Genomic DNA, 16,402 nt, shown 5'->3' with positions numbered 1-16,402 from the left:
CTTGGGAGCGGGTTAGAACCCGGATTTGTCTGAATAATTCTGTCTCAAACCGTTGCAGCCTGTAACACCTGCGGATTTGCGTGAAAGAACACGTGTTCCAGAACAGGTCCTACAGCCACCTCGCCAATCTCTTCATACCCCTGGCGCTTATAGAACTCCAGATAGCGAGAATTCCCCGTATCCAGCACCACGCCGGATGAATGCGGGTCTTCGGCGCACCAGTTGTGCACCGCTTCCAGCAGTTGCTCACCATAGTGTTTGCCCTGGAATTGCGGGTGAATCCCCAGCAGCGGCAGCACGTGCACCGAATCCGAGGGCAGGCATGCCAGCACCGCCTGATGGTATTCCAGGTAGCGCCGGGTGCCGCGCACACCGGTGCTCAGCCACATGCGCAATTGCCAGGCCCAGCTTTCGGTGATGCCCAGGCGGCGGGTCGGTGGCGCGATCAGGGCGATGCCGATCAGTCGGTCGTTGACCAACAGGCCAATGGCCGGGAGTTTCTGGAAGAAGTGCTGCTTGACCAGCTCACGCACCGTGGCGCGCACCCGCTGTTCGTAGCCGGGACGTTCGGCTTCGAAGATGTAGGCGAACGTCGGCTCATGGCGATAGGCCTGGTACAACAAGGAACGGGCTTCGCGGGAATAGCCGCTGTCGAGCATGTGGATCTGGGTGATGGCAGTCGAGGTGTCAGGCATAACAGTGAATCTCCCCTGGGCGCGGCTCAAAAGGTTGCGCTCTTGTTATTACGAACGTCTGCGGCACTGGTTCGTTCAGTGTAGCCACCGGGGGCCGCTTCGCAGCCCTACGCAGCCTCGTGCCTCGGCAGCTGCTACAAGGCTGGCCCCCGTCCGACTTGTCGGCTAGCATCGCCCTTTTGCCAGACTGGACTGCCGACCATGAAAATCGTGTCTTTCAATATCAACGGGCTGCGCGCCCGCCCTCATCAGCTGGCGGCACTGATCGAGAAACACCAGCCGGACGTGATCGGCCTGCAGGAAACCAAGGTCCACGACGACCAGTTCCCGCTGGATGAGATCAAGGCCCTGGGGTATCACGTGTATTACCACGGGCAGAAAGGCCACTACGGTGTCGCCCTGCTCTCGCGCCAGGAACCGCTGGCGCTGCATAAAGGTTTTGCCAGTGACGAAGAAGACGCCCAGCGCCGCTTCATCTGGGGCACCTTCGCCGACGCCAACGGCAACCCGATTACCATCATGAACGGCTATTTCCCACAGGGCGAAAGCCGCGACCACCCCACCAAATTCCCGGCCAAGCAGCGCTTCTACGAGGACCTGCAAACCTTGCTGGAGTCGCAGTTCAGCAATGACCAGGCCGTGGTCGTGATGGGCGATGTGAATATCTCCCCGGAAGATTGCGACATCGGTATCGGCGCCGACAACGCCAAGCGCTGGCTGAAGACCGGCAAATGCAGCTTCCTGCCGGAAGAACGCGAGTGGATGGCGCGCCTGAAAAACTGGGGCCTGGTGGACAGCTTCCGCCACCTCAACCCGGACGTGGCGGACCGCTTCAGCTGGTTCGATTACCGCAGCCGTGGTTTTGAAGACGAGCCAAAGCGCGGGCTGCGGATCGACGTGATCCTGGCCTCCCAAGGGCTGCTGCCCCGGGTGAAGGATGCCGGTGTGGATTACGACCTGCGCGGCATGGAAAAACCCTCCGATCATGCGCCGATCTGGCTGGAATTGAGCTGATTCAGCACTGAGGGTCGGGAAGCCGGCCCTCGTCACATTTATGCAACCTGCCTGACTTAATCTCGCGGCACTCCCTTTGGCTTGAGAAGGTGCCGGCATGATGCTGCGCGTTCTATCCCTGCTGGCCCTGCTCAGCGCATTTCCCCTCGCCGCTTTTTCCACCCCACTGCCCTTCCCCGAATATGGCCCGGCCTTGCGCATCCAGGGTTCCAACACCATCGGCGCGGCGCTTGGCCCGGCGCTGGTCAAGGGGCTGATGGAGCAACAGGGGCTGCAAGCGGTGCACAGTGAGCCATCTGACCAGGCCAACGAACAGCACATCGTCGGCAAGACTCGCCAGGGCCAGAAGGTGACAGTGGAAGTGGCCGCCCATGGTTCCAGCACCGGGTTCGCGGCCCTGAAAAAAGCCAGCGCCGATCTTGCGGCGTCTTCCCGGCCGATCAAGGACAGTGAACTGGTGGATCTGGAATCCCTCGGCGACCTGAAGAGTCCGGATGCCGAACAAGTCATCGCCATTGACGGGGTGGCAATCATCCTCAACCCGCGCAACCCGTTGGGTACGTTGAACACCGAGCAACTGGCGCAGATTTTCAGCGGCGAAGTCTCGAGCTGGGAGCAACTGGGCGGCATCGGCGGCAAGATTCACTTATACGCGCGGGACGATCAGTCCGGCACCTACGATACTTTCAAGGAACTGGTGCTCAGCCGTCGCGGCAAGGCACTGGATGGCAGCGCCAACCGGTTCGAGTCCAGCGAGGAATTGTCGGATGCCGTCAGCCGTGACCCGCAGGGTATTGGTTTTATCGGGTTGCCTTATGTGCGCCAGGCCAAGGCAGTTGCCATTGTCGATGGCGACTCGCAACCCATGCTGCCATTGAGCAGCCTGATTGCCACCGAGGATTACCCGCTGTCACGCCGGCTGTTCTTCTATTTGCCGCCGGTTGAGCACAATCCCTGGGCCAAGGCCTTGGTGGACTTTGCGCAAAGCAGCACGGGCCAGGCGATCGTGGCCGCCAACGGCTTTATCGCGCAGCAGGTGCAAGCCATGGCGGTGGAGCCGCGGGCGCCAATGCCAGAGGATTACCAGGCGATCGCCCGGCAGGCGCAGCGGCTGACCGTGAATTTCCGGTTTGAGGAAGGCAGCGCCAGCCTCGACAACAAGGCGCGCCAGGACTTGATGCGGGTGGTGGCTTATATAAAGAGCCACGGCAAGCTGGACAAGCAGGTGACGCTGGTGGGGTTTGGGGATGCCAAGAGTGATGCTCAGCGGGCGGCGCTGTTGTCGAAGTTGCGGGCGATGGCGGTGCGACGGGAACTGGTTAAAAGCGGCGTGGTGCTGAGGGACATTCAGGGGTTCGGTGCCGAGATGCCCGTGGCGGCAAATACGGCGGATGAGGGACGGATCAAGAACCGGCGGGTGGAGGTTTGGGTGTATTGAGGACTTAAAGATCTTTATTGCCCCGACTGGCCTCATCGCGGGCAAGCCCGGCTCCCACAGTTGACTGCATTCCCCTGTGGGAGCTGGCTTGCCTGCGATGAAGACACCTCGGTGTTACTGGCCGCTGCGCATCATCTCCCGCGGCACGTACTTGCCGATCTCGAACTTGCCGATCGCCGCGCGGTGCACTTCGTCCGGGCCGTCAGCCAGGCGCAGGGTGCGCTGCATGGCGTACATGTAGGCCAGCGGGAAGTCATTGGAGACACCGGCGCCACCGTGGATCTGGATCGCACGGTCGATCACCTTCAACGCCACGTTCGGCGCTACCACTTTGATCTGGGCGATTTCGCTTTTCGCGACCTTGTTGCCCACAGTGTCCATCATGTAGGCGGCTTTTAAGGTCAGCAGGCGCGCCATGTCGATTTCCATCCGCGAGTCAGCGATCTTGTCGATGTTGCCACCCAGGCGGGCCAGCGGTTTGCCGAATGCAGTCCGGCTGACGGAACGCTTGCACATCAATTCCAGCGCACGCTCGGCCATGCCGATGGAGCGCATGCAGTGGTGGATACGGCCCGGGCCAAGGCGACCTTGAGCAATTTCAAAACCCCGGCCTTCGCCCAGCAGGACGTTTTCGTAAGGCACCCGGACGTTTTCAAACAGCACTTCGGCGTGACCATGGGGCGCATCGTCGTAGCCGAACACCGGCAGCGGACGTACGATTTTCACACCCGGCGCATCCACCGGCACCAGGATCATCGAGTGCTGCTGATGACGCGGCGCATCCGGGTTGCTCAGGCCCATGAAGATCAGGATTTTGCAGCGCGGGTCACAGGCGCCGGAGGTCCACCATTTTTTACCGTTGATCACCCACTCGTCGCCGTCACGTACCGCACGGGCCGCCATGTTGGTGGCATCGGAGGACGCCACGTCCGGCTCAGTCATGGCGAATGCCGAGCGGATCTCGCCGCGCAGCAACGGCTCCAGCCAGCGCTGCTTTTGCTCTTCGTTGGCGTAGCGCACCAGCACTTCCATGTTGCCGGTATCCGGTGCCGAGCAGTTGAACGGCTCCGGCCCCAACAAGGAGCGGCCCATGATTTCTGCCAGGGGAGCGTATTCCAGGTTGGTCAGCCCGGCGCCCAGTTCGGATTCCGGCAGGAACAGGTTCCACAGGCCTTCGGCTTTAGCCTTGGCTTTCAACTCCTCCATGATCGCAGTGGGCTGCCAGCGGTCACCTTCGGCAACCTGGCGTTCAAACACAGGCTCGGCCGGGTAGACGTAAGCGTCCATGAACGCGGTAACGCGTTCACGCAGTTCCTGAACCTTGGGCGAATAGGCGAAATCCATGGGCAGCACCTTCTCAATGGAGGTTGTTGAGGTCATGAATCGATGCTAGAACAGCGTTGATAATTTACCTAGCCTATTCTCGGCGTGTATTAACATTCATCACCGATATATGATCGGCGTATGGACACCTAACAATAAGAGCGCAGCGAAATGAATCTGAGCAAGGTCGACCTCAACCTCTTCATCGTCTTTGACGCGATCTACACCGAAGCCAACCTGACCCGCGCCGGGCAGATTGTCGGGATTACCCAGCCGGCGGTGTCGAACGCTCTGGCCCGCCTGCGGGAGACGTTCAACGACCCGTTGTTCGTGCGCACCGCCCAAGGCATGGTGCCCACGCCCATGGCCCAAAACATCATCGGCCCGGTGCGTAATGCGCTGTCGTTGCTGCGGGTATCGGTGCAGGAAAGCCGGATTTTCAATCCGCAACAGGCCGCCAAGACCTACCGCATCAGCATGACCGACCTCACCGAAGCGGTGATCTTGCCCGCACTGTTCCAGCGCCTGCGCCGCCTGGCGCCGACGGTGGTGATCGAGAGTTTCCTGTCCAAACGCCGGGAAACCACCAAGGAACTGGCGGCCGGTCGCCTGGACTTTGCGGTGGATGCGCCGCTCAACACCGACCCGCAAGTGCGCCACGTCAAGCTGATGGAAGACCGCTATGTATGCGCCATGCGCAAGGGCCATCCGATGGCAGGCAAGGACAAGCTCACTCTGGATGACTACCTGTCGCTGACCCACATTCATATCTCCAGCCGGCGCAACGGCCTGGGCCACGTCGACCTGGCGCTGGGCAAGATGGGCCTGCAGCGCAAGATTGCCCTGCGCTCCCAGCACTACCTGATGGCCTCGCAAGTGTTGCAGCAGACCGACATGGTGATGACGGTGCCTGAGCGCTTTGCCCGGCGCCATGAACTGCACTGGTTCAACCTGCCGGTAAATGATGTGCCCATGGTGGAAACCCATCTGTACTGGCATGAAAGCACCGACCAGGACCCGGCCAACCGCTGGATGCGCGAGCAAATGATCGAGTTGTGCCAGCAGGTGACCGCCCATGAGAAGAAGCTGGATAAGCAGCAGGCTTGAGCTGCTGCTTGACGTTAACGTCAAGCACCCATTAGCTTAACGCTCAAGACACTCCTTGAGCGCTACCATGAGCACGACCTACAGCATCTCCGACCTCGCCCGCGAGCTCGACATCACCACCCGCGCCATTCGCTTCTATGAAGAACAAGGCCTGCTGACCCCGGAACGCCGGGGCCAGGAGCGCATTTACTCGCCCCGGGACAAGGTCAGCCTGAAGTTGATCCTGCGGGGCAAGCGCATCGGTTTTTCCCTGGCCGAGTGCCGGGAGCTGATCGAACTCTACGACCCCACCAGCGGCAACCAGAAACAGCTGCACAGCATGCTGGCGAAAATCGCCGAGCGTCGCGAGCAACTGGAGCAACAGTTACTGGACATCGAACAGATGAAGCTGGAGCTGGACACCGCCGAAGAGCGGTGCACCCAGGCGCTGGAACAGACCATTCAGGGCCAGGTTGGCCATTCATAAAAGGTAGCTGCCATGTCCCTTCCCTCTCATGTGCGCCTGGTGGAAGTCGGTCCGCGCGATGGCTTGCAGAATGAAGCGCAACCCATCAGCGTCGCCGACAAGGTGCAATTGGTGGACGCCCTGAGCGCCGCCGGCCTGGGTTACATCGAAGTCGGCAGCTTTGTGTCGCCCAAGTGGGTGCCGCAGATGGCCGGGTCGGCCGAAGTGTTTGCGCAGATCCAGCGCAAACCTGGCGTGACCTATGGCGCGTTGGCGCCAAACCTGCGGGGTTTTGAAGATGCGCTGGCGGCGGGCGTGAAGGAAGTCGCGGTGTTTGCGGCGGCATCCGAGGCGTTTTCCCGGCGCAATATCAACTGCTCCATCAGCGAAAGCCTGGAGCGCTTCGTGCCGATCATGGACGCGGCCAGGCAGCATGGCGTGAGCGTACGGGGTTATGTGTCGTGTGTGTTGGGTTGCCCCTATGAAGGTCAGGTCGCCCCGGAACACGTCGCGGTAGTCGCTCGCGAGCTGTTTGCCATGGGCTGCTATGAGGTGTCCCTGGGCGACACCATTGGCACCGGCACCGCAGGCGCCACGCGGCGGATGTTCGAGGTGGTCGGCGCGCAGGTGCCACGGGACAAGCTGGCCGGGCACTTCCATGACACCTATGGCCAGGCCATCGCCAATATCTACGCCAGCCTGGAGGAAGGTATCCAGGTGTTTGACAGCTCTATTGCAGGCCTCGGCGGCTGCCCCTATGCCAAGGGTGCCAGCGGTAACGTCGCGACCGAAGATGTGCTGTACCTGCTCAATGGCCTGGGCATCGAGACGGGTATCGACATGGACAAGCTGATTCTGGCGGGTCAGCAGATTTGTACGGTCCTCGGGCGCCCCACGGGTTCGCGTGTGGCGAAGGCTCGCAGCGCGGGTTGAGTAGCGCGCCTGTGACGATGTGTTACCTCGCGGCTACACATCGGGTAACACGGGAACATATCTTGTCGCATTTCCTGAAAGAAATTTCCCGCTAAAAAACCAAGCTATTGATTTTAAAGGGATTTAAAAAGTTGGCACGGCTTCTGCTATCTCTATTGCATAACAAGAATAAAAAGCACCAAACCTAATAAAAATAAGACGTAACGACTCTGACATAACAAAAACAACACGGCAGAGACGCAGCTAACAGATTTTTTTGGAGAAGATGTGCTTCGCAGGGTACGGCTAGCCGAAACCCGCAACCGGATAGAGAAGAACAAAAAACTACCTTCAGGTAGCTACCCTCTGGTTGGATCGCGTGCGAAGAAGCAGATCAGCGCTCAAAAAAATACGTTTGCTCTTGACCCCGGATGGGGGTCGCCAAAAACAGCGGTAAAGGGCCACGGTTGCCAAAAACAACAACAGACCGCCCCTCAATAATAAAAAAGAGCACGCAACGACAAATTAAAGGGGACCTTCGGGTCCCCTTTGTGCTTTCTCGTGAAGCTGATTTGGGTGTATATCCGTTTTTTGGGTGATGGCCGCTTATGGTTCCGCTCTTACAGCGGCTCACTTTTGAAAAGCGCAAAAGTAAGCAAAACGCTCTTGCCCCACCACTCGGCACCTCGCTTAGGCTCGGTGTGCCCTCACTCCGGCTTTGGACCGTGGGCCGCCGTCATGGGCCATCCTTGGCCCAGGACGGCTAACCCGGCGTCCTGCCGGGTTACCCACGCTCCAAAGCCTGCGTTCGGCCAGCGTGGTTTAACGGGCCGCCTAAGATCAAAATCAAGATCAAAAGCAAAAGCACAGCGGCCTCCCGGCCGGCTTGAGTGTTGAAGAGCAAAAGCAAAAGCCAAATCAAAAGCCGGCACGGTCAAATGTGGGAGCTGGCTTGCCTGCGATGGCATCACCTCGGTGTACCTGATGCACCGAGGTGCCTGGATCGCAGGCAAGCCAGCTCCCACAGAAAAGCAGAGCTGCATCAGCTTCAGATTTGGCTTTCGCTCTGGATTTTGTCTTTGCTTTTAACACTCAAGCCGGCCGGGAGGCCGCTGTGCTCTTGATCTGCTTTTGATTTTGATCTGACTGCCCCAATAAGCCCGAGGCCGAACGCAGGTATTGCGGAGCGGGTAAACCGGCAGGACGCCGGTTTAGCCGCGCTGGGCCAAGGATGGCCCGTCGCGGCGGCCCGCGGAGTAATGCCGGAGTGAGGGAACACCGAGCCCTAGCGAGGTGCCGACAGGCGGGGCAGAGCCCTTTGCTTACTTTGGGGCTTTTCCAAAGTGAGTCGCTGTAAGAGCGAAACCATAGGTAGCCGTTACCTAAATAACGGATATACACCCAGAGCCCCCCTCACCCCTCCTTCAACTCTTCAATCATAATTTCCCGCATCCGAAACTTCTGAATCTTCCCCGTCACCGTCATCGGAAACTCATCTACAAACTTAAAATGCTTGGGCATCTTGAAGTGCGCAATCCGCCCCTTGCACCACGTCTGCAGCTCAAGCTCATTAGCCACATGCCCCGGATGAAACTTGATCCACGCCACAATCGCCTCACCATAGCGCTCATCCGGAATCCCGATCACCTGCACATCCGCCACCGCCGGATGAGTAAAGAAAAACTCCTCCAACTCCCGCGGGTAAACGTTCTCGCCACCACGAATGATCATGTCCTTGTTACGCCCGGCGATGCACACATACCCATGTTCATCCATGGTCGCCAGGTCGCCGGTGTGCATCCAGCCCGCCTCGTCGATAGCCTCACGAGTGCTGTCAGGATTGTTCCAGTAACCCAGCATCACACTGTAGCCACGGGTACACAGCTCACCTATCTGGCCCCGAGCAACCGTGTTACCCGCCTCATCAATGATCTTGCTTTCCAGCTGTGGCTGGGTACGGCCGACGGTGGTCACCCGCCGCTCAAGGTCGTCATCCGGCCCGGTCTGCAACGACACCGGGCTGGTTTCAGTCATGCCATAGGCAATCTGCACCTCACTCATGTGCATCTCGCTGATGACCCGGCGCATCACTTCGATCGGGCAGGTGGCGCCGGCCATGATCCCGGTGCGCAGGTGCGACAGGTCGAATTCAGCGCGGCGCGGGTGATCAAGCATGGCGATAAACATGGTGGGCACGCCGTAAAGCCCGGTGGCCTGTTCTTCGGCGACAGCGCTCAGGGTCAGCAGGGGGTCGAAACCGTCATTCGGGTAAATCATTGTGGTGCCATGGGTGATACAGCCCAGGTTGCCCATCACCATGCCAAAGCAGTGGTACAGCGGCACCGGGATCACCAGGCGGTCTTGCGCGGTCAGTCCCAAGCTTTCGCCGACCATGTAGCCGTTATTGAGGATGTTGTGGTGACTGAGGGTGGCGCCCTTGGGGAAGCCGGTGGTGCCGGAGGTGTACTGGATGTTGACGGGTTGATCGAAGTGCAGGCTGGCTTGGCGAGTGTGCAGTTGCTCGGGCGGAGTGCCAGCGCCGAGCGCCGCCAATTGCGACCAGGGCGTAAACCCCGAAGGAGGACTGGGATCCAGGCTGATGATGCCGCGCAGGTCGGGCTTCAATTCCTGCAGCATGCCGTGGTAATCGGAGGCCTTGAACGACCCGGCGCACACCAGCCACTGGCAACCGGACTGCTTGAGTACGTACTCCAGTTCACTGCTGCGATACGCCGGGTTGATGTTGACCAGAATCACGCCGAGCTTGGCGCTGGCGATCTGGCTGATGCACCACTCGGCGCAATTCGGGGCCCAGATGCCCAGGCGGTCGCCGGCTTGCATCCCCATGGCCAGGAACGCACGTGCATGCAAATCAACCGTCTCTGCCAGTTGCCGCCAAGTATAGCGACGCTGTTGATGGCGCACGACCAACGCTTCGCCGTCGGGGTAGCGCGAAACCGTTTGATCAAAGGCTTGGCCGATAGTCATGGCCAGCAAGGCCTTGTCCTGAGAGCCACGGCTGTAGCTCTGATTCGATTGATCCATAACGACCCCTGTTGTCTTTTTTGTAGGTTGACGTAAACGTAAACTACGATTGACAGGTCTGCAACGCAAGCTTACGTTAACGTAAAGGTGATCGCCCTCCCCGGGCGCATTGGCCACACAAAAACAACGTTAGAAGGTGCCCGTCCATGAGTTACCCCTCCCTGAACTTCGCCCTCGGTGAAACCATCGACATGCTGCGCGACCAGGTGCAGTCCTTCGTGGCCAAGGAGCTGGCGCCACGGGCTGCGCAGATCGATATCGACAACCTGTTCCCCGCCGACATGTGGCGCAAATTCGGCGACATGGGCCTGCTGGGCATCACCGTGCCGGAAGAATACGGCGGCGCCGGCCTGGGCTACCTGGCCCACGTGGTGGCCATGGAAGAGATCAGCCGGGGTTCGGCTTCGGTGGCGTTGTCCTACGGCGCCCACTCCAACCTCTGCGTCAACCAGATCAACCGCAACGGCACCCACGAACAAAAACTCAAGTACCTGCCCAAGCTGATCAGCGGTGAACACATCGGCGCCCTGGCCATGAGCGAACCGAACGCCGGTTCCGACGTGGTCTCCATGAAGCTGCGCGCCGACAAACGCGGCAGTGTGTATGTGCTCAACGGCAGCAAGACCTGGATCACCAACGGCCCCGACGCCAACACCTACGTGATCTACGCCAAGACGGACCTCGAAAAAGGTGCCCACGGCATCACCGCGTTTATCGTCGAGCGCGACTCGAAAGGCTTCAGCCGCAGCAACAAGTTCGACAAGCTCGGCATGCGCGGCTCCAACACCTGTGAGCTGTTTTTCGATGACGTCGAAGTGCCGGAAGAAAACATCCTCGGCGCGCTGAATGGCGGCGTGAAAGTGCTGATGAGCGGCCTTGATTACGAACGCGTGGTGCTCTCCGGGGGCCCGACCGGGATCATGCAGGCGTGCATGGATTTGATCGTGCCCTACATCCACGACCGCAAGCAGTTCGGCCAGAGCATCGGCGAGTTCCAGCTGATCCAGGGCAAGGTCGCCGACATGTACACCCAACTCAACGCCAGCCGCGCCTACCTGTACGCGGTGGCCCAGGCCTGCGAACGCGGCGAAACCACGCGCAAGGACGCCGCCGGGGTGATCCTGTACAGCGCCGAACGTGCTACCCAGATGGCCCTCGACGCGATCCAGATTCTCGGCGGCAATGGCTATATCAATGAATTCCCGGCGGGCCGCCTGCTGCGTGACGCCAAGCTGTATGAAATCGGCGCCGGCACCAGTGAGATCCGGCGCATGTTGATCGGTCGCGAACTGTTTAACGAAACCCGCTGAACGGAGCGCGCACCATGGCTACCCTGCACACCCAGCTCAACCCGCGCTCGGCGGAATTCGCCGCCAACAGCGCGGCGATGCTCCAACAGGTCGACGCCCTGCACAGCCTGCTCGCCCAAGTGCAGCAAGGCGGCGGCGCCAAGGCTCAGGAGCGGCATACATCCCGAGGCAAACTGTTGCCCCGCGAGCGGATCAATCGCTTGCTCGATCCTGGCTCGCCGTTCCTTGAACTCAGCCAACTGGCCGCTTACCAGGTGTATGGCGAAGACGTGCCGGCGGCCGGGGTGATTGCCGGGATTGGTCGGGTGGAAGGCGTCGAGTGCATGATCGTCGCCAACGACGCCACGGTGAAAGGCGGTTCGTACTACCCGCTGACAGTCAAAAAACACCTGCGCGCCCAGACCATCGCCGAGCAGAACCGTTTGCCGTGCATCTACCTGGTGGACTCCGGCGGCGCCAACCTGCCGCGCCAGGATGAAGTGTTCCCGGACCGCGAGCACTTCGGGCGGATCTTCTTCAACCAGGCCAACATGAGCGCCCAGGGCATCCCGCAGATCGCGGTGGTGATGGGTTCCTGCACCGCCGGTGGCGCCTATGTGCCGGCGATGGCGGACGAAGCAATCATGGTTCGCCAGCAAGCCACCATCTTCCTCGCCGGCCCGCCGCTGGTGAAGGCGGCGACCGGTGAAGTGGTCAGCGCCGAAGACCTGGGCGGTGCCGATGTGCACTGCAAGATTTCCGGGGTGGCCGACCACTATGCCGACAGCGACGAACATGCGCTGGCCCTGGCCCGGCGCAGTGTGGCCAACCTCAACTGGCGCAAGCTGGGGCACTTGCAACAACGCACGCCGCTGGCGCCGCTTTATAGCAGCGAAGAGCTGTACGGCGTGATCCCGGCCGACGCCAAGCAACCGTTCGACGTGCGCGAAGTGATCGCGCGGCTGGTGGACGGCTCGGTGTTCGATGAATTCAAGGCACTGTTCGGCACCACCCTGGTGTGCGGCTTTGCGCACCTGCACGGCTACCCGATTGCGATCCTGGCCAACAACGGCATTCTCTTCGCCGAGGCTGCGCAAAAAGGAGCGCACTTTATCGAGCTGGCCTGTCAACGCGGGATTCCGCTGCTGTTCCTGCAAAACATCACCGGTTTCATGGTCGGCCAGAAATACGAAGCCGGCGGCATTGCCAAGCACGGCGCCAAACTGGTCACGGCGGTGGCCTGCGCCAAGGTGCCGAAATTCACCGTGATCATCGGCGGCAGCTTCGGCGCCGGTAATTACGGCATGTGTGGCCGCGCCTACGACCCGCGCTTCTTGTGGATGTGGCCCAACGCACGCATCGGCGTAATGGGCGCCGAACAGGCGGCCGGCGTGCTGGTACAGGTCAAGCGTGAGCAGGCCGAGCGCGCGGGCCAGGGTTTCAGCAGCGACGAGGAAACGGCGATCAAGCAGCCGATCCTCGACCAGTACGAAACCCAGGGCCACCCCTACTACTCCAGCGCACGACTGTGGGACGACGGCGTCATCGATCCGTTGCAGACCCGCGACGTGCTGGCCCTGGCCTTGTCCGCTTCGCTGAACGCCCCCATCGAGCCGAGCCGCTTCGGCGTGTTCCGCATGTAAATGGAGCTGCACCCCATGACCGATTTCAACACCCTCGAACTGATCACCGACCCCCGTGGTTTTGCCACCCTGTGGCTCAGCCGTGAAGCCAAGAACAACGCGTTCAACGCCGAAATGATCCGCGAATTGATCATTGCCCTGGACCAGGTGCAAGGCGACCCGGCCCTGCGTTTCCTGGTACTGCGTGGGCGCGGCAAACACTTCAGCGCCGGTGCCGACCTGGCCTGGATGCAGCAGTCCGCCGAGCTGGATTATCACACCAACCTGGACGATGCCCGTGAACTGGCGGAGCTGATGTACAACCTCGCCAAGCTGAAGATCCCGACGCTGGCGGTGGTTCAGGGCGCGGCCTACGGCGGTGCCCTCGGGTTGATCAGTTGCTGCGACATGGCAATTGGTGCCGATGATGCGCAATTCTGCCTGTCGGAAGTACGCATTGGTCTGGCGCCGGCGGTGATCAGCCCATTCGTGGTACAGGCGATCGGTGAGCGGGCTGCCCGCCGCTATGCCCTGACGGCGGAGCGCTTTGGCGGTCAGCGAGCGCGGGAAATCGGTTTGCTGGCGGAAAGTTATCCCGCTGATGATTTGGACATCCACGTCGAATTGTGGATTACCAACCTGCTACTCAACAGCCCGGCAGCCATGCGCGCCAGCAAGGACCTGCTACGGGAAGTCGGCCACGGGGCGCTGACGCCCGCGCTGCGTCGCTATTGCGAAAACTCCATCGCCCGGATCCGCGTCAGCGCCGAAGGCCAGGAAGGCTTGCGCGCCTTTCTGCAAAAACGCGCGCCCAACTGGCAGCCTCAGGAGCCGCGTTCATGAAGACGCTTACCACTGTATTGGTGGCCAATCGCGGCGAAATCGCCTGCCGGGTGATGCGTACCGCCAAGGCCATGGGCTTGACCACCGTGGCCGTGCACAGCGCCACGGACCGCGACGCACGGCATGCCCGCGAGGCGGATATTCGTGTGGACCTGGGCGGCAGCAAGGCCGCCGACAGTTACCTGCAAATCGACAAGCTGATCGCCGCAGCCCAGTCCAGCGGCGCCCAGGCAATTCACCCGGGTTATGGGTTTCTCTCCGAGAATGCCGGTTTCGCCCGCGCCATCGAAGCGGCCGGGCTGATCTTCCTCGGGCCGCCCGCCTCGGCCATTGATGCCATGGGCAGCAAGTCTGCGGCCAAGGCGTTGATGGAGACCGCCGGCGTACCGCTGGTACCCGGTTACCACGGCGACGCCCAGGACCTGGAGACCTTCCGCCAGGCGGCCGAGCGCATCGGTTACCCGGTGCTGCTCAAGGCGACGGCGGGCGGTGGCGGCAAGGGCATGAAAGTGGTCGAAGACGTCAGTCAGTTGGCCGAAGCGTTGGCCTCGGCACAGCGTGAAGCACTTTCATCCTTTGGCAACGCGCAGATGCTGGTGGAGAAGTACCTGCTCAAGCCGCGCCACGTGGAAATCCAGGTGTTCGCCGACCAGCACGGTCATTGCCTGTACCTCAACGAACGCGATTGTTCGATCCAGCGCCGCCATCAAAAAGTCGTGGAAGAAGCCCCGGCGCCCGGCCTGAGCGCCGAACAGCGCAAGGCCATGGGCAAAGCAGCGGTGCGGGCCGCCCAGGCGATCGGATACGTGGGCGCGGGCACCGTGGAGTTTCTGCTGGACGCACGGGGCGAGTTTTTCTTCATGGAAATGAATACCCGGCTGCAGGTGGAACACCCGGTGACCGAAGCCATCACCGGCCTGGACCTGGTGGCCTGGCAGATCCGCGTGGCCCAGGGCGAGCCGCTGCCAATGACTCAGGAGCAAGTGCCGCTGCTGGGGCATGCGATAGAAGTGCGCCTGTACGCCGAAGACCCGGCCAACGATTTCCTGCCGGCCACCGGGCACCTGGCGCTGTACCGCGAATCCACGCCAGGTCCGGGGCGACGAGTGGACAGCGGTGTCGAGCAAGGCGACAGCGTCTCACCGTTCTACGACCCGATGCTGGGCAAGCTGATTGCCTGGGGCGAGGACCGCGAGCAAGCACGCCTGCGGCTGCTGGGCATGCTCGATGAGTTTGCCGTGGGTGGGCTGAAGACCAATCTGGGCTTCTTGCGACGCATCATCGGCCATCCGGCGTTTGCCGCTGCCGAGTTGGATACCGGGTTTATCCCGCGTTATCAGGATGAGCTGCTACCTGTGCCAGGCGAGTTGAGCGATGAGTTCTGGCAAGCAGCCGGCCAGGCGTTCATGCAGACCCAACCGCTCAATGACGCCCGTTCACCGTGGGCAGATACCCACGGCTTTCGCGCCGGTTTGCCGGCCGAGGTTTCCCTGCATTTGAGCTGCAGCGGCCAGGATCGCCTGGTGACGTTGCAAGCTGGCGTCAACCCGCCACAGTTGCGTGGCGAACAGTTGCTGATCGACCAGCAAGGTGTGCGCCGTTCCCAACTGGCGGTACGCGAGGGCGGCAGTGTGTTTTTGCGTTGGGATGGCGAGGTGCATAGCGTCAGCCTGTTCGACCCGATTGCCGCCGTAGACGCCAGCCAGTCCCATCAGGGCGGCCTGACCGCACCGATGAATGGCAGCATCGTGCGGGTGCTGGTGGAGGTCGGGCAATCAGTTGAAGCCGGTACGCAGTTGGTGGTGCTGGAAGCCATGAAGATGGAACACAGCATCCGCGCGCCCCATGCCGGAGTGGTCAAGGCGCTGTATTGCCAGGAAGGGGAAATGGTCGGCGAAGGCAGCGCACTGGTGGAGCTGGAAGCCGCGAGCTAAAACCTCGTGACCGCCTGCACCACCACGCCGATGATCCGGCATTCTTCGCTGAAGAGCATTTTCGGGTAGGTCGGGTTGAGCGGTACCAGGTAAAGCTGGCCGCTTTGCTTCACCAGTTTGCGCAAGGTCGCCTGGGGATTGAATGCCCATTGGGCCACCACCAATTTTCCGGGCCCGGCCTTGATGCCCGGGTCCACGAGAACCATCATGCCCTCGGTGATGCTCAAGCCGCTGGGGGCAGCCATGGCATCGCCAATCACCCGCATCCAGAATGCCTTGCCACGGGCCTGGTAGTCGCTCATCTGGAAACGAGTAGCGCCATATGGCCGAGGTTCTTCCTGCAAGGGGTACCCTCCCTTCCCTTCGCTCACCGGGTAACGGTAATTCGGGTTGTAGTGCGGCGTCAGCTCCAGCTCCTGCGCAACTGGCGCAACCGCTTTTTCGCGGACCACCAGCGCCACCTCGAGGTCATCCAGGCCCAGCTCCTGCATCACCCGGTTCATGTCGGCCAGGCTCGGCACCCGACGCTTGTTCAGCCAATGGCCGACCCCGCCCTGGGACATGCCCAGGCGCGACGCCAGTTGATCCTGTGTGACCTTGCGGTCTTTCATGCTGGCCTTGACCAACGCTATCCACTTATCCATGGGGCCTGACAATACGTTGTGTACTCCCAACGACAATAAACAGTTTGTAGTAATCAATAAAACGCCATAAATACGATTAGTACTAATATCG

The 16,402-nt window shown here is 61.0% G+C and carries 13 protein-coding genes; 9 read left to right on the top strand and 4 right to left on the bottom strand.

The features are described 5' to 3' along the window. Nucleotides 1–44: 44 nt before the first annotated feature. Nucleotides 45–695, bottom strand: a complete 651-nt coding sequence (locus JFU58_RS17795; protein ID WP_093208052.1) for a GNAT family N-acetyltransferase — start codon at nt 693–695, stop codon at nt 45–47. A gap of 201 nt (nt 696–896) precedes the next feature. Between JFU58_RS17795 and xthA the strand changes: the two genes are divergently transcribed. Then, a complete protein-coding gene (gene xthA, locus JFU58_RS17790; protein ID WP_003211800.1) occupies nt 897–1,709 on the top strand; it encodes an exodeoxyribonuclease III in 813 nt (270 codons plus the stop codon). 97 nt (nt 1,710–1,806) lie between these two features. Then, nucleotides 1,807–3,147, top strand: a complete 1,341-nt coding sequence (locus JFU58_RS17785; protein ID WP_201141420.1) for a substrate-binding domain-containing protein — start codon at nt 1,807–1,809, stop codon at nt 3,145–3,147. Between the two features lie 114 nt (nt 3,148–3,261). Here JFU58_RS17785 and JFU58_RS17780 read toward each other — a convergent pair whose 3' ends face one another. Then, nucleotides 3,262–4,491 carry an acyl-CoA dehydrogenase gene (locus JFU58_RS17780; RefSeq protein WP_063028670.1) on the bottom strand — a complete coding sequence of 410 codons (1,230 nt, stop codon included), beginning with the start codon at nt 4,489–4,491 and terminating at the stop codon, nt 3,262–3,264. Nucleotides 4,492–4,641: 150 nt separating this feature from the next. Here JFU58_RS17780 and JFU58_RS17775 point away from each other — a divergent pair, with 150 nt between their 5' ends. From JFU58_RS17775 to JFU58_RS17765, 3 genes are all read left to right on the top strand, one after another. Continuing rightward, entirely contained in the window at nt 4,642–5,577 is a 936-nt protein-coding gene (locus JFU58_RS17775; protein ID WP_017476977.1) for a LysR family transcriptional regulator, read from the top strand. A 67-nt stretch (nt 5,578–5,644) separates the two neighbouring features. Continuing rightward, on the top strand, nt 5,645–6,043 hold the full coding sequence (locus tag JFU58_RS17770) for a MerR family transcriptional regulator (RefSeq protein ID WP_201141418.1): 399 nt from the start codon (nt 5,645–5,647) through the stop codon (nt 6,041–6,043). A gap of 12 nt (nt 6,044–6,055) precedes the next feature. Beyond that, on the top strand, nt 6,056–6,955 hold the full coding sequence (locus tag JFU58_RS17765) for a hydroxymethylglutaryl-CoA lyase (protein ID WP_063028668.1): 900 nt from the start codon (nt 6,056–6,058) through the stop codon (nt 6,953–6,955). A 1,392-nt stretch (nt 6,956–8,347) separates the two neighbouring features. Here JFU58_RS17765 and JFU58_RS17760 read toward each other — a convergent pair. Next, the gene (locus JFU58_RS17760; protein WP_201141416.1) at nt 8,348–9,979 is read right to left on the bottom strand and encodes an AMP-binding protein; all 1,632 of its coding nucleotides are present in this window, start codon (nt 9,977–9,979) and stop codon (nt 8,348–8,350) included. A 146-nt stretch (nt 9,980–10,125) separates the two neighbouring features. On the opposite strand from JFU58_RS17760, the gene JFU58_RS17755 reads away from it, so the two are divergent. The 4 genes from JFU58_RS17755 to JFU58_RS17740 are packed head-to-tail and all read left to right on the top strand — an operon-like array spanning nt 10,126 to nt 15,667. Further along, a complete protein-coding gene (locus JFU58_RS17755) occupies nt 10,126–11,289 on the top strand; it encodes an isovaleryl-CoA dehydrogenase (protein WP_003212472.1) in 1,164 nt (387 codons plus the stop codon). Nucleotides 11,290–11,303: 14 nt separating this feature from the next. Continuing rightward, nucleotides 11,304–12,911, top strand: coding sequence for a carboxyl transferase domain-containing protein (locus JFU58_RS17750; RefSeq protein WP_201141414.1), 1,608 nt, complete (start codon nt 11,304–11,306; stop codon nt 12,909–12,911). Nucleotides 12,912–12,926: 15 nt separating this feature from the next. Then, the gene (locus JFU58_RS17745) at nt 12,927–13,733 is read left to right on the top strand and encodes a gamma-carboxygeranoyl-CoA hydratase (RefSeq protein WP_063028662.1); all 807 of its coding nucleotides are present in this window, start codon (nt 12,927–12,929) and stop codon (nt 13,731–13,733) included. Beyond that, nucleotides 13,730–15,667, top strand: a complete 1,938-nt coding sequence (locus JFU58_RS17740) for an acetyl/propionyl/methylcrotonyl-CoA carboxylase subunit alpha (protein WP_201141412.1) — start codon at nt 13,730–13,732, stop codon at nt 15,665–15,667. The genes JFU58_RS17745 and JFU58_RS17740 overlap by 4 nt, the downstream gene beginning before the upstream one ends. Here JFU58_RS17740 and JFU58_RS17735 read toward each other — a convergent pair. Further along, nucleotides 15,664–16,311, bottom strand: a complete 648-nt coding sequence (locus JFU58_RS17735; RefSeq protein WP_201141410.1) for a LexA family protein — start codon at nt 16,309–16,311, stop codon at nt 15,664–15,666. The genes JFU58_RS17740 and JFU58_RS17735 overlap by 4 nt on opposite strands. Between the last annotated feature and the right edge of the window lie 91 nt (nt 16,312–16,402).

Source organism: Pseudomonas sp. TH34 (genome assembly GCF_016650865.1).
GTDB lineage: Bacteria > Pseudomonadota > Gammaproteobacteria > Pseudomonadales > Pseudomonadaceae > Aquipseudomonas > Aquipseudomonas yamanorum.
The sequence above is the reverse complement of the archived record's forward strand: the minus strand, read 5'-3'. Positions and strand labels throughout refer to the sequence as shown.